This window comes from Streptomyces sp. NPDC039736, assembly GCF_055596485.1.
Genome location: NZ_JBVIUQ010000011.1, coordinates 222,908 through 235,240, shown reverse-complemented (window position 1 = coordinate 235,240; position 12,333 = coordinate 222,908). Strand labels below are relative to the sequence as shown.

23 protein-coding genes are annotated in these 12,333 nt (G+C 65.5%); all 23 read right to left on the bottom strand.

What is annotated here, in order from left to right:
- Positions 1 to 26: 26 nt before the first annotated feature.
- Positions 27 to 692 carry an adenylate kinase gene (locus ACZ56L_RS30115; protein WP_345228939.1) on the bottom strand — a complete coding sequence of 222 codons (666 nt, stop codon included), beginning with the start codon at positions 690 to 692 and terminating at the stop codon, positions 27 to 29.
- Positions 692 to 2,014 carry a preprotein translocase subunit SecY gene (secY, locus tag ACZ56L_RS30110; protein WP_345228940.1) on the bottom strand — a complete coding sequence of 441 codons (1,323 nt, stop codon included), beginning with the start codon at positions 2,012 to 2,014 and terminating at the stop codon, positions 692 to 694. Before secY ends, ACZ56L_RS30115 begins: the two co-directional genes overlap by 1 nt.
- A gap of 224 nt (positions 2,015 to 2,238) precedes the next feature.
- A complete protein-coding gene (gene rplO / locus ACZ56L_RS30105; protein ID WP_345228941.1) occupies positions 2,239 to 2,694 on the bottom strand; it encodes a 50S ribosomal protein L15 in 456 nt (151 codons plus the stop codon).
- Between the two features lies 1 nt (position 2,695).
- Positions 2,696 to 2,878, bottom strand: coding sequence for a 50S ribosomal protein L30 (rpmD, locus tag ACZ56L_RS30100; protein WP_345228942.1), 183 nt, complete (start codon positions 2,876 to 2,878; stop codon positions 2,696 to 2,698).
- On the bottom strand, positions 2,878 to 3,480 hold the full coding sequence (rpsE, locus tag ACZ56L_RS30095; protein WP_345228943.1) for a 30S ribosomal protein S5: 603 nt from the start codon (positions 3,478 to 3,480) through the stop codon (positions 2,878 to 2,880). The genes rpmD and rpsE overlap by 1 nt, the downstream gene beginning before the upstream one ends.
- A 46-nt stretch (positions 3,481 to 3,526) precedes the next feature.
- Positions 3,527 to 3,910, bottom strand: a complete 384-nt coding sequence (rplR, locus tag ACZ56L_RS30090; protein WP_345228944.1) for a 50S ribosomal protein L18 — start codon at positions 3,908 to 3,910, stop codon at positions 3,527 to 3,529.
- Between the two features lie 3 nt (positions 3,911 to 3,913).
- A complete protein-coding gene (gene rplF / locus ACZ56L_RS30085) occupies positions 3,914 to 4,453 on the bottom strand; it encodes a 50S ribosomal protein L6 (protein WP_345228945.1) in 540 nt (179 codons plus the stop codon).
- A gap of 21 nt (positions 4,454 to 4,474) precedes the next feature.
- Positions 4,475 to 4,873, bottom strand: a complete 399-nt coding sequence (rpsH, locus tag ACZ56L_RS30080) for a 30S ribosomal protein S8 (RefSeq protein WP_067163170.1) — start codon at positions 4,871 to 4,873, stop codon at positions 4,475 to 4,477.
- A gap of 222 nt (positions 4,874 to 5,095) precedes the next feature.
- The gene (locus tag ACZ56L_RS30075) at positions 5,096 to 5,281 is read right to left on the bottom strand and encodes a type Z 30S ribosomal protein S14 (protein ID WP_003956452.1); all 186 of its coding nucleotides are present in this window, start codon (positions 5,279 to 5,281) and stop codon (positions 5,096 to 5,098) included.
- A gap of 5 nt (positions 5,282 to 5,286) precedes the next feature.
- Positions 5,287 to 5,844, bottom strand: a complete 558-nt coding sequence (gene rplE, locus ACZ56L_RS30070; RefSeq protein WP_345228946.1) for a 50S ribosomal protein L5 — start codon at positions 5,842 to 5,844, stop codon at positions 5,287 to 5,289.
- Positions 5,844 to 6,155: a 50S ribosomal protein L24 gene (gene rplX / locus ACZ56L_RS30065; RefSeq protein ID WP_345228947.1), complete on the bottom strand. Its 312-nt coding sequence runs from the start codon at positions 6,153 to 6,155 to the stop codon at positions 5,844 to 5,846. The genes rplE and rplX overlap by 1 nt, the downstream gene beginning before the upstream one ends.
- A 2-nt stretch (positions 6,156 to 6,157) precedes the next feature.
- Positions 6,158 to 6,526 (bottom strand): 50S ribosomal protein L14, encoded by a 369-nt coding sequence (rplN, locus tag ACZ56L_RS30060; protein ID WP_003966950.1) that lies wholly within the window; start codon positions 6,524 to 6,526, stop codon positions 6,158 to 6,160.
- A 138-nt stretch (positions 6,527 to 6,664) separates the two neighbouring features.
- Complete coding sequence (rpsQ, locus tag ACZ56L_RS30055) at positions 6,665 to 6,949, bottom strand: 30S ribosomal protein S17 (RefSeq protein ID WP_028812368.1); 285 nt, start codon at positions 6,947 to 6,949, stop codon at positions 6,665 to 6,667.
- Complete coding sequence (gene rpmC / locus ACZ56L_RS30050; RefSeq protein ID WP_028812369.1) at positions 6,949 to 7,173, bottom strand: 50S ribosomal protein L29; 225 nt, start codon at positions 7,171 to 7,173, stop codon at positions 6,949 to 6,951. Before rpmC ends, rpsQ begins: the two co-directional genes overlap by 1 nt.
- Entirely contained in the window at positions 7,173 to 7,592 is a 420-nt protein-coding gene (gene rplP, locus ACZ56L_RS30045) for a 50S ribosomal protein L16 (protein ID WP_189821106.1), read from the bottom strand. Before rplP ends, rpmC begins: the two co-directional genes overlap by 1 nt.
- Positions 7,593 to 7,597: 5 nt before the next feature.
- Positions 7,598 to 8,434 carry a 30S ribosomal protein S3 gene (gene rpsC / locus ACZ56L_RS30040; protein ID WP_345228948.1) on the bottom strand — a complete coding sequence of 279 codons (837 nt, stop codon included), beginning with the start codon at positions 8,432 to 8,434 and terminating at the stop codon, positions 7,598 to 7,600.
- Complete coding sequence (rplV, locus tag ACZ56L_RS30035; protein ID WP_135332555.1) at positions 8,434 to 8,781, bottom strand: 50S ribosomal protein L22; 348 nt, start codon at positions 8,779 to 8,781, stop codon at positions 8,434 to 8,436. Before rplV ends, rpsC begins: the two co-directional genes overlap by 1 nt.
- A 41-nt stretch (positions 8,782 to 8,822) precedes the next feature.
- Positions 8,823 to 9,104, bottom strand: a complete 282-nt coding sequence (gene rpsS / locus ACZ56L_RS30030; RefSeq protein WP_138894198.1) for a 30S ribosomal protein S19 — start codon at positions 9,102 to 9,104, stop codon at positions 8,823 to 8,825.
- 12 nt (positions 9,105 to 9,116) lie between these two features.
- Positions 9,117 to 9,953, bottom strand: a complete 837-nt coding sequence (gene rplB, locus ACZ56L_RS30025; RefSeq protein WP_345228949.1) for a 50S ribosomal protein L2 — start codon at positions 9,951 to 9,953, stop codon at positions 9,117 to 9,119.
- Between the two features lie 40 nt (positions 9,954 to 9,993).
- Positions 9,994 to 10,311, bottom strand: a complete 318-nt coding sequence (rplW, locus tag ACZ56L_RS30020) for a 50S ribosomal protein L23 (protein ID WP_185028010.1) — start codon at positions 10,309 to 10,311, stop codon at positions 9,994 to 9,996.
- Positions 10,311 to 10,961: a 50S ribosomal protein L4 gene (gene rplD / locus ACZ56L_RS30015; RefSeq protein ID WP_345228950.1), complete on the bottom strand. Its 651-nt coding sequence runs from the start codon at positions 10,959 to 10,961 to the stop codon at positions 10,311 to 10,313. The genes rplW and rplD overlap by 1 nt, the downstream gene beginning before the upstream one ends.
- Positions 10,962 to 10,968: 7 nt before the next feature.
- The gene (gene rplC, locus ACZ56L_RS30010) at positions 10,969 to 11,613 is read right to left on the bottom strand and encodes a 50S ribosomal protein L3 (RefSeq protein ID WP_189821109.1); all 645 of its coding nucleotides are present in this window, start codon (positions 11,611 to 11,613) and stop codon (positions 10,969 to 10,971) included.
- 14 nt (positions 11,614 to 11,627) lie between these two features.
- Complete coding sequence (gene rpsJ / locus ACZ56L_RS30005; RefSeq protein WP_003948644.1) at positions 11,628 to 11,936, bottom strand: 30S ribosomal protein S10; 309 nt, start codon at positions 11,934 to 11,936, stop codon at positions 11,628 to 11,630.
- Positions 11,937 to 12,333 lie beyond the last annotated feature (397 nt).

Genomic DNA, 12,333 nt, shown 5'->3' with positions numbered 1-12,333 from the left:
TCGTGCGCAGGGGAACCGGCCGGGGCCTAGTCCTGGTCCTTCTTCAGGTTGTCCAGCGCGTCCATCGCGCGCTTGGTCACCTCGGCGACCTTGCCCTCCGCGGAGAGGGTGACCACCAGGCCCTGCGCCTTGTAGTGGTCGATGATCGGCTCGGTCTGCGTGTGGTACACGTCGAGCCGCTTGCGCACGGTCTCCTCGGTGTCGTCCGGACGCTGGTAGAGCTCGCCGCCGCAGACGTCGCAGACGCCCTCGGCCTTCGGCGGGCTGTACGTCGCGTGGAAGACGTGCGCGGAATCGTTGCGGCAGATGCGCCGGCCGGCGATCCGCTTGACGACCTCTTCCTCGGGGACCTCGAGGTCGAGGACGGCGTCGAGCTTCTGCCCCTGCTCCTTCAGCGCGGCGTCCAGGGCCTCGGCCTGGAAGACGTTGCGCGGGAAGCCGTCGAGCAGGAAACCGCTCTCGGCGTCCGGCTGGGCCATGCGGTCCAGCGCCATGCCGATCGTGACCTCGTCGGGGACCAGATTTCCGGCGTCCATGATCGCCTTGGCCTTGCGGCCGAGCTCGGTGCCCTGGCTGATGTTGGCCCGGAAGAGGTCACCCGTGGAGATGTGCGGGATCGACAGGTTCGTGGCGAGGAACGCGGCCTGCGTTCCCTTGCCCGCGCCCGGCGGCCCGACGAGGACGATACGCATCAGCGGAGGAACCCTTCGTAATTGCGCTGCTGGAGCTGGCTCTCGATCTGCTTCACGGTCTCCAGACCCACACCCACGATGATGAGGATGCTCGTGCCGCCGAACGGGAAGTCCTGGCTCGCACCGAAGCCGGCCAACGCCATCGTCGGCACGAGAGCGATCAGACCCAGGTACAGCGATCCCGGCCACGTGATGCGGTTCAGCACGTAACTCAGGTACTCAGCAGTAGGTCGACCTGCCCGGATGCCCGGGATGAAGCCACCATACTTCTTCATGTTGTCGGCAACTTCCTCGGGGTTGAACGAGATCGCCACGTAGAAGAAGGCGAAGAACACGATCAGGAGGAAGTACGTGACGATGTAGTACGGGTGGTCGCCCTTGGTCAGGTTGGTCTGGATCCACTGCGCCCAGGGCGCCGTGGAACCGGAGAACTGAACGATCAAAGCAGGGATGTAGAGCAGCGAAGAAGCGAAGATGACGGGAATCACACCCGCCTGGTTCACCTTCAGCGGGATGTATGTGGACGTTCCGCCATAGGACTTCCGGCCGATCATCCGCTTCGCGTACTGCACGGGGATGCGGCGCTGGGCCTGTTCCACGAACACCACGAGCGCGACCATCGCGAATCCGACCAGGATCACGATCCCGAACTCGATCCAGCCGTCCGCCATCTTGCCGCCGTCCTTGATGGCCCACAGCGACGCCGGGAAGCCCGCGGCGATCGAGATGAACATCAGGATGGACATGCCGTTGCCGATGCCGCGGTCGGTGATGAGCTCACCGAGCCACATGACCATCGCGGTGCCGGCGGTCATCGTGATGACCATGACCGCGGTGGTGAAGACCGACTTGTCCGGCACGATCTGCGAGCGGACCGACTCCGCGCAACCCTGGAAGAGCGCGCCGGAGTTGGCGGTGGCGACGAGGCCGGTGCCCTGGAGGATGGCGAGCGCCACGGTCAGATAACGCGTGTACTGCGTGATCTTCGCCGTGCCGGACTGGCCCTCCTTCTTCAGGGCTTCCAGACGTGGGATCACCACGGTGAGCAGCTGAAGGATGATGCTCGCCGTGATGTACGGCATGATGCCGAGCGCGAAGATGGTGATCTGCAACAGCGCGCCACCACTGAACATGTTGACCAGGCTGAAGAGACCGCCTCCGCCTTCCTTGGCGGAGTCGATGCAGATCTGCACGTTCTTGTAGTTGACGCCCGGGACAGGAATGTGCGCGCCGAGCCGGAACAGCACAATGATGCCGAGTGTGAAGAGCAGCTTCTTGCGCAGGTCGGGCGTCTTGAACGCCCGGGCGAACGCGGTGAGCACGGTGCCTCCTGCGACCCCCGCGCTACTGCGTCGAAGGGTGACGGTATTGAGGATCGACGAATACGTATCAGTCAAACAACGAGCGGACAGCGTTGTGGGCACACCGCGCGAAAGTTAACAGTGCACGCCACCATACCGGCGGACCCCGCCCCCTAGGAACGACCAACCGGGGATGCCCCATATGAGAGGCATCCCCGGTCGGATGTTCAAGCCATCGAGCTGTCTCAGACGAGCTCGGTGACGCTGCCGCCAGCGGCAGCGATCTTCTCCTTGGCGGAGGCGGAAGCGGCGTCAACCGAAACCGTCAGTGCCACGGAGATCTCGCCCTGGCCCAGGACCTTGACGAGGTGGTTGTTGCGCACCGCACCCTTGGCGACCAGGTCGGCCACCGTGACCTCTCCACCCTCGGGGTAGAGCTCGGCGAGCTTGTCCAGGTTCACGACCTGGTACTCGGTGCGGAACGGGTTCTTGAAGCCCTTGAGCTTCGGGAGACGCATGTGGAGGGGCATCTGCCCGCCCTCGAAGCGCTCCGGCACCTGGTAACGAGCCTTGGTGCCCTTGGTACCGCGACCAGCCGTCTTGCCCTTCGACGCCTCACCACGACCCACGCGGGTCTTGGCGGTCTTGGCGCCCGGAGCGGGACGGAGGTTGTGGACCTTCAGCGGGTTGTTCTCCGCCATGTCAGTCGACCTCCTTGACCGACACGAGGTGGCGGACGGTGTGCACCATTCCGCGGAACTCGGGGCGGTCCTCCTTGACAACCACGTCGTTCAGGCGCTTGAGCCCGAGCGAACGCAGGGTGTCGCGGTGGTTCTGCTTGCTGCCGATGTACGACTTCGTCTGCGTGATCTCAAGACGGGCCATTACGCACCCGCCCCAGCACGCGCACGGAGCAGAGCCGCCGGGGCGACGTCCTCGAGGGGCAGACCACGGCGAGCCGCGATCTCCTCGGGACGCTGCAGGCCCTGGAGGGCCGCGACGGTCGCGTGCACGATGTTGATCGCGTTGGACGAGCCGAGCGACTTCGACAGGATGTCGTGAACGCCGGCGCACTCCAGCACGGCACGCACCGGACCACCGGCGATAACACCGGTACCCGGGGAAGCCGGCTTGAGCATGACGACGCCCGCGGCCTTCTCGCCCTGAATCGGGTGAGGGATGGTGCCCTGGATGCGCGGAACCTTGAAGAAGTTCTTCTTGGCTTCCTCGACACCCTTGGCGATGGCCGCGGGAACTTCCTTGGCCTTGCCGTAACCGACACCTACGGTGCCGTCACCGTCTCCGACCACGACGAGCGCGGTGAAGCTGAAGCGACGACCACCCTTGACAACCTTGGCAACGCGGTTGATCGCGACAACGCGCTCAACGTAAGCGGTCTTCTCGGCGGCAGCGCCACCGTCGCGACCCTTCCGGTCCCGCCGCTCGCCGCCACCGGCACCGCTTCCGCGGCGCTGGGGTCCAGCCATTGGATTTACCTCTCTCTGTTACGTCCGTTAGTCCCGGAACCGGGGCTTAGAACTTCAGCCCGGCTTCGCGGGCGGCGTCAGCCAGAGCGGCAATGCGCCCGGCGTACCTGTTGCCACCACGGTCGAACACGACGGTCTCGACGCCGGCGGCCTTCGCACGCTCAGCGACCAGGGCGCCGACCTGCTTGGCCTGGGCGCTCTTGTCGCCCTCGCCGCCGCGGATCGAAACGTCCAGGGTCGACGCCGACGCGAGCGTGTGGCCCGCGATGTCGTCGATGACCTGAGCGGTCACGTTGCGGTTGGACCGCGTCACGACCAGGCGAGGACGCTCCGGCGTACCGGAGACGTGCTTGCGGATGCGGACGTGGCGACGCTTGATGGCAGCGCGCTTGTACGCGTCACCCTTAGCAATCTTGACACCGTATGCCATGGCTTACTTACCCGCCTTTCCGACCTTGCGGCGGATGACCTCGCCGGCGTACTTGACGCCCTTGGCCTTGTACGGGTCGGGCTTCCGCAGCTTGCGGATGTTAGCGGCGACCTCGCCGACCTTCTGCTTGTCGATGCCCTCGACGCTGAGCTTCGTGGGCGACTCGACCTTGAAGGAGATGCCTTCGGGGGCCTCAACAACGATGGGGTGGCTGTAGCCCAGGGCGAACTCCAGGTTGGAGCCCTTCGCCTGGACGCGGTAACCGACACCGCTGATTTCGAGCGCCTTGCTGTATCCCTGGGTCACGCCGGTGATCATGTTCGCCACCAGCGTGCGGGACAGGCCGTGCAGGGCCTTGTTCTGACGCTCGTCGTTGGGACGGGTGACGTTGAGAACGCCGTCCTCGCCCTTAACAATCTCGATCGGCGCGGCAACAGTGTGCGTGAGGGAGCCCTTGGGACCCTTCACGGCAACCGTGCGGCCGTCGATGGTGACGTCCACACCAGCGGGAACCTGGATGGGGAGCTTGCCGATACGCGACATGAGCTTTCCTTCCTTTCCCGACTACCAGACGTAGGCGAGGACTTCCCCACCTACGCCCTTCTTGCCTGCCTGCTGGCCGGTCAGAAGACCGTGCGACGTGGAGATGATCGCCACGCCGAGGCCGCCGAGGACCTTGGGCAGGTTGGTGGACTTCGCGTAAACACGCAGACCCGGCTTCGAGATCCGCTTGATGCCGGCGATCGAGCGCTCGCGGTTCGGGCCGAACTTCAGCTCGAGGACGAGGTTCTTGCCGACCTCGGCGTCCTCGACCTTCCAGCCGGTGATGAAGCCCTCCTGCTGGAGGATCTCCGCGATGTGCGACTTGATCTTGCTGTGCGGCATCACGACGGTGTCGTGGTACGCCGAGTTCGCGTTACGCAGACGCGTGAGCATGTCTGCGATGGGATCAGTCATGGTCATGAATTGGCCTTCGGCCTCTCTCGCCGGGGTTTCCTGTATGCGCCATCCCTCTCCCCACTCAGAGGCGGGACGGGTGCGGTGCGGGGACCTACGGCGTAGTAAGTCGTTATGGGCGGCAGGCGCCCAACCCTTCTAGCCTACGGCATTCGGGGTGGGGCTCCTGCCGACCAGATACTTACCGAGAGCTCAAGGAAATCCGTACGCCCAAAGGGCAGTACTGGACTACCAGGAGCTCTTGGTCACGCCCGGCAGCTCGCCACGGTGAGCCATCTCACGAAGGCACACGCGGCACAGGCCGAACTTGCGGTACACGGAGTGGGGCCGGCCACAGCGCTGGCAGCGCGTGTAGGCACGCACGCCGAACTTCGGCTTGCGAGCGGCCTTAGCGATCAGAGCCTTCTTCGCCATCTCGGTTACGCCTCCTTGAAGGGGAAGCCGAGGTGACGGAGGAGGGCGCGGCCCTCGTCGTCGTTCGTCGCCGTGGTGACCACGGTGATGTCCATTCCCCGGACTCGGTCGATCTTGTCCTGGTCGATCTCGTGGAACATGACCTGCTCCGTGAGACCGAACGTGTAGTTGCCACGGCCGTCGAACTGCTTCGGCGACAGACCACGGAAGTCACGGATACGCGGCAGCGCGAGCGACAGCGTACGGTCCAGGAACTCCCACATGCGGTCACCGCGGAGGGTGACGTGGCAGCCGATCGGCTGACCCTCGCGCAGCTTGAACTGCGCGATGGACTTCCGGGCCTTGGTGACGGCCGGCTTCTGACCCGTGATGGTCGTCAGGTCCTTGATGGCCCCGTCGATCAGCTTCGAGTCACGGGCGGCGTCGCCGACGCCCATGTTGACCACGATCTTGACCAGACCGGGGATCTGCATGACGTTCTCGTAGGAGAACTCCTCACGCAGCTTGCCCGCGATCTCCTCGCGGTAGCGCAGCTTGAGGCGCGGTGCGGTGGTGGCAGTCATCAGATGTCCTCACCAGTCCGCTTGGCAACGCGGATCTTGTTGCCCTCGTCGTCAAAGCGGTAGCCGACGCGGGTAACGACCTTGTTGCCGTCCTTCTCCACGACCAGCTGAACGTTGCTGACGTGGATGGGAGCCTCGGTCGTCACGATGCCGCCGGCCTGGTTCTGGCCGGCCTTCGTGTGCTTCTTGACCCGGTTGACACCCTCGACCAGGACGCGGTCCTCGCGGGGGAAGGCCTGAACGACCTTGCCCTGCTTGCCCTTGTCCTTGCCGGTGATGACCTGTACCAGGTCGCCCTTCTTGATCTTCATGCTTACAGCACCTCCGGCGCGAGCGAGATGATCTTCATGAACTTCTTCTCGCGCAGCTCACGGCCCACCGGGCCGAAGATACGGGTGCCGCGGGGGTCGCCGTCGTTCTTGAGAATGACAGCGGCGTTCTCGTCGAAGCGGATGTACGAGCCATCCTGGCGACGACGCTCCTTGACGGTGCGAACGATGACCGCCTTGACGACGTCACCCTTCTTCACGTTGCCACCGGGGATCGCATCCTTGACGGTGGCGACGATGACGTCACCGATGCCCGCGTAGCGGCGACCCGAGCCACCGAGAACACGGATGGTGAGAATTTCCTTCGCACCCGTGTTGTCGGCGACGCGAAGTCGCGACTCCTGCTGGATCACGTCTATCTCCTGATCGTCTGCCGGTTCCCGGCGGGGGCCGTATCGCTACGGCCCCCGCCGAGCCTGGCGGAACTGCCTGGCGGGGAGACCCCCTCCAGGACTGAAATATTTCGGAATTCCCCGACGGGAATTACCGGGCTACTTGGCCTTCTCGAGGATCTCGACGATGCGCCAGCGCTTCGAGGCGGACAGCGGACGCGTCTCCATGATGAGGACGCGGTCGCCGACGCCGGCGGCGTTGGACTCGTCGTGAGCCTTGAGCTTGTTCGTACGGCGGATGACCTTGCCGTACAGCGCGTGCTTCACGCGGTCCTCGACAGCGACGACGACGGTCTTGTCCATCTTGTCGCTGACGACCAGACCCTCACGGGTCTTGCGGAATCCGCGCTGCTCAGTCGTCTCAGTCACATTCTTCTCGCTCATCAGGCGCTCTCCACCGTCTCGATGCCCAGCTCGCGCTCGCGCATCAGGGTGTAGATCCGGGCGATGTCCTTACGGACGGACTTGAGCCGGCCGTGATTTTCGAGCTGTCCGGTCGCCGCCTGGAAGCGGAGGTTGAACAGTTCTTCCTTGGCCTCACGGAGCTTGGCGACGAGGTCCTCGTCGTTCAGCTCGCGCAGCTCGGTCGCCTTGGTACCGGCCGCCATCACGACTCACCTGCCTCGCGCCGAACAATCCGGCACTTCATCGGAAGCTTGTGAGCAGCGCGGGTAAGCGCCTCACGAGCAATCTTCTCGTTCGGGTAGGACAGCTCGAACATCACCCGACCGGGCTTGACGTTCGCGATCCACCACTCGGGGGAACCCTTACCGGAACCCATGCGGGTCTCGGCGGGCTTCTTCGTGAGCGGACGGTCCGGGTAGATGTTGATCCAGACCTTGCCGCCACGCTTGATGTGGCGGGTCATCGCGATACGCGCGGCCTCGATCTGGCGGTTCGTCACGTACGCCGGGGTCAGCGCCTGGATGCCGTACTCGCCGAATGCGACCTCAGTGCCACCCTTGGCCATGCCGTTGCGCTTCGGGTGGTGCTGCTTGCGGTGCTTGACCCTACGAGGGATCAGCATGTCGGTCAGGCCTCCGTTCCGGTGCTCTCAGCCGGAGCAGCGGCGGCGGGAGCGTCGGCCTTGGGGGCCTCGGCTGCCGGCGCGGACTGCTGCGGCTTGCGGCCGCGGCCGCCACGCTCGCCGCCACGGCCACCACGGGCCGGGCGCTCGTTCGCACCACCACGGGCCGGGCGGTTGCCCGCACGGGCCGCGGCGTTCTCGGCGCGAACCTCGGCGATGTTCTTGACGTCGCCCTTGTAGATCCAGACCTTGACGCCAATGCGACCGAAGGTCGTCTTGGCCTCGAAGAAGCCGTAGTCCACGTTCGCGCGGAGCGTGTGCAGCGGCACACGGCCCTCGCGGTAGAACTCGGAGCGGGACATCTCGGCGCCGCCGAGACGGCCACCGCACTGGATCTTGATGCCCTTGGCGCCGGCCTTCATGGTGCCCTGCATGCTCTTGCGCATGGCACGGCGGAAGGAGACGCGGGAGGAGAGCTGCTCGGCAACGGCCTGGGCGACCAGCTGGGCGTCCATCTCGGGGTTCTTGACCTCGAGGATGTTCAGCTGGACCTGCTTGCCCGTGAGCTTCTCGAGGTCGCCGCGGATGCGGTCGGCCTCGGCGCCACGGCGGCCGATGACGATGCCCGGACGAGCGGTGTGGATGTCCACACGCACGCGGTCACGGGTGCGCTCGATCTCCACCTTCGAGATGCCGGCGCGCTCCATGCCGGACGTCATCATCCTGCGGATGGCGACGTCTTCCTTGACGTAGTCCTTGTACAGCTTGTCGGCGTACCAACGGGACTTGAAGTCCGTGGTAATGCCGAGCCGGAACCCGTGCGGGTTTACCTTCTGGCCCATTACCGGGTTCCTTCCTTGCTGCTGACGACCACGGTGATGTGGCTGGTCCGCTTACGGATCCGGTAGGCACGGCCCTGAGCACGCGGACGGAACCGCTTCAGGGTCGGGCCCTCGTCCACGAACGCCTCGCTGATGAACAGCGACGAGGCGTCGGAGTGGTCGTAGTTGTGCGCGGCGTTGGCAATGGCGCTGTCCAGCACCTTGCCGACCGGCACGCTCGCGGCCTGCGGGGCGAAGCGCAGGACCGCCTGAGCCTCCGTGGCATCCATGCCACGGATAAGGTCCACCACTCGGCGGGCCTTCATGGGCGTGACGCGGATGTACCGCGCCTGGGCCCTGGCTTCCATGGTTGTCCCTTCGGTGTCGTTCATAGTCATCGCACCCCGCCTTAGCGGCGCTTCGACTTGCGGTCGTCCTTGACGTGGCCGCGGAAGGTGCGGGTCGGCGCAAACTCGCCGAGCTTGTGGCCGACCATCGACTCGGTGACGAACACCGGGACGTGGATCTTGCCGTTGTGCACCGCGATGGTGTGACCCAGCATGCTGGGGATGATCATCGAGCGCCGGGACCAGGTCTTGATGACGTTCTTGGTGCCAGCTTCGTTCTGGACATCCACCTTCTTTACGAGGTGTCCGTCGACGAAGGGCCCCTTCTTGAGACTGCGCGGCATCTAAACCCGCTCCTAGCGCTTCTTGTTCGACTTGCGGCGGCGGACGATGTACTTGCTCGAAGCCTTCTTCGGCGAGCGAGTACGACCCTCCTTCTGACCCCACGGGGAGACCGGGTGGCGACCACCGGAGGTCTTACCCTCACCACCACCGTGCGGGTGGTCGACCGGGTTCATCGCCACACCGCGAACGGTCGGGCGAACGCCCTTCCACCGCATGCGGCCGGCCTTGCCCCAGTTGATGTTCGACTGCTCGGCGTTGCCGACCTCGCCGATCGTGGCGCGGCAGCGGGCGTCGACCAGGCGGATCTCGCCGGAAGGCATACGAAGGTGGGCCATGGTGCCCTCCTTCGCAAGAAGCTGCACGGAGGTACCGGCGGAGCGGGCGAACTTCGCACCGCCGCCGGGCCGCAGCTCGATGTTGTGGATGGTGGTACCCACCGGGATGTTGCGCAGCGCGAGGTTGTTGCCCGGCTTGATGTCGGCCCCGGGGCCGTTCTCGATCCGGTCACCCTGCGACAGGCCGCGCGGGGCGAGGATGTAACGCTTCTCGCCGTCCGCGTAGTGCAGCAGCGCGATGCGCGCGGTGCGGTTGGGGTCGTACTCGATGTGCGCGACCTTGGCCGGCACGCCGTCCTTGTCGTGACGACGGAAGTCGATCACGCGGTAGGCGCGCTTGTGGCCACCACCCTGGTGGCGAACGGTCACACGACCGGCGTTGTTACGGCCGCCCTTGCTGTGCAGGGGGCGGACCAGCGACTTCTCCGGCGTGGACCGCGTGATCTCGACAAAGTCGGCTACGGAGGAGCCACGGCGGCCCGGCGTAGTCGGCTTGTACTTGCGGATTCCCATTTCTCAGTCCTCGTCCGATTCCGGACGATCCAGACCGCCGTTAGGCGGTCGGACCGCCGAAGATGTCGATACGGTCGCCCTCGGCGAGGGTCACGATGGCCCGCTTGGTGTCGGCACGCTTGCCGAAACCGGTGCGGGTGCGCTTCCGCTTGCCCTGACGGTTGATCGTGTTGACTCCGGTGACCTTGACCGAGAAGACCGCTTCCACGGCCTGCTTGATCTGGGTCTTGTTGGAGCCCGGGGCGACGATGAACGTGTACTTGTTCTCGTCGAGCAGCGCGTAGCTCTTCTCCGAGACGACCGGCTTGACAAGAATGTCGCGGTGGTCCGTGAAGGTCTTGCTGGTAACGGCGCTCATCAGGCGTCGCTCCCTTCGGTCTCAGCGGCCTGGGGGCCAGACACGAAGGACTCGAAGGCGGCCTTGGTGAAGACCAGGTCGTCCGAGACGAGCACGTCGTACGTGTTCAGCTGGCCCGGCTCCAGGATGTGCACCTGGGGCAGGTTGCGGGCGGAGAGCCACGCGGCCTCGTCCGAGCGCTCGGCGACCAGGAGCACGTGCTTGCGCTCGCTGATCTTGCCCAGCAGGGACTTGGCGGCCTTCGTGGAAACCGCACCGTCGACCACGCCGGTGACGACGTGGACGCGCGCGTTGCGGGCCCGGTCCGTGAGGGCACCGCGCAGGGCGGCGGCCTTCATCTTCTTCGGGGTGCGCTGCGAGTAGTCACGCGGCTGCGGGCCGTGGACGACGCCACCGCCGGCGAACTGCGGGGCACGGGTCGAACCCTGGCGGGCGCGGCCGGTGCCCTTCTGGCGGTACGGCTTCTTGCCGCCACCGCGGACCTCGCCGCGACGCTTGGTCTTGTGCGTGCCCTGGCGGGCAGCGGCCAGCTGAGCGACGACGACCTGGTGGATCAGCGGGATGCTGACCTTGGCGTCGAAGATCTCCGCGGGGAGTTCGACGGTCCCGGTCTTGTCGCCTGCCGGCGAAAGGATGTCAATGGTGCTCATCGGTTCCTCAAACCCCCTTGGCCGCGGTGCGGACCAGGACGAGGCCACCGTTGGGGCCGGGGACGGCGCCCTTGATGAGCAGCAGACCCTTCTCGGCGTCAACGGCGTGGACGGTCAGGTTCTGGGTGGTGACCCGCTCGTTACCCATGCGACCCGCCATGCGCATGCCCTTGAAGACACGGCCGGGGGTGGCACAGCCACCGATGGAACCAGGCTTGCGGTGCACGCGGTGGGCACCGTGCGAGGCCTTGCCGCCGTGGAAGTTGTGACGCTTCATCACACCGGCGAAGCCCTTGCCCTTGCTCTTGCCCGTGACGTCGACCTTGACGCCGGACTCGAACACCTCGGCAGTGATCTCCTGGCCCAGCGTGTACTCGCTGGCGTCCGGGGTGCGCAGCTCCACGAGGTGGCGGCGCGGGGTCACGTCGGCCTTGGCGAAGTGACCCTTGAGGGGCTTGTTCACCTTGCGCGGGTCGATCTCGCCGAAGGCGATCTGGACCGACTCGTAGCCGTCGTTGTCGTTCGTACGTACCTGCGTCACGACGCACGGACCGGCCTTGACGACGGTCACCGGGACGACCCGGTTGTTCTCGTCCCAGACCTGGGTCATGCCGAGCTTCTCGCCCAGGACGCCCTTGATGTTCTTGCTCATCTCGGCCCGTCCCTTCAGAGCTTGATCTCGATGTCGACGCCGGCCGGCAGGTCGAGACGCATCAGCGAGTCAACCGTCTTCGGCGTGGGGTCGAGGATGTCGATGAGGCGCTTGTGCGTGCGCATCTCGAAGTGCTCGCGAGAGTCCTTGTACTTGTGCGGCGACTTGATGACGCAGTACACGTTCTTCTCAGTGGGCAGCGGCACCGGGCCTGCGACCGACGCACCAGTGCGGGTCACCGTCTCGACGATCTTCTTCGCCGAGGAGTCGATGACCTCGTGGTCGTAGGCCTTGAGCCGGATGCGGATCTTCTGTCCCGCCATGGCTACTAGTAGTCCTTTGTCTCTTAACGCTCTGGAACCCGGGCGGCTGCGCTCTGAACGCTCAGCACCGTCCCCCTCCGACCCACGCGGTCGGGCGTGTCGCATCCTCGCCAGTACGAAATCCCGAAGGAATTCCCTGCTGTAGGGGATACGGTCCGCGACCGCAAGCCGGGGGAGAACACCCACCGGGTGCCTGGCCGGCACCGCGCTGGCACTTCCCGAAAGATTCCCGTACGTCCGCCCCATTGCTGCCCGGAGGCAGGTGAAGGCGACGAGTACTGTGGGACTCGCTTCCGGTCCTCCCGGCGGGAGGCGTGCAGCATCGATACTCAACCGAGCAACTCAGACAGTCTGCCATACGGGGCACGGGCAGCGCCAATCGGGGCGAAGACATTAC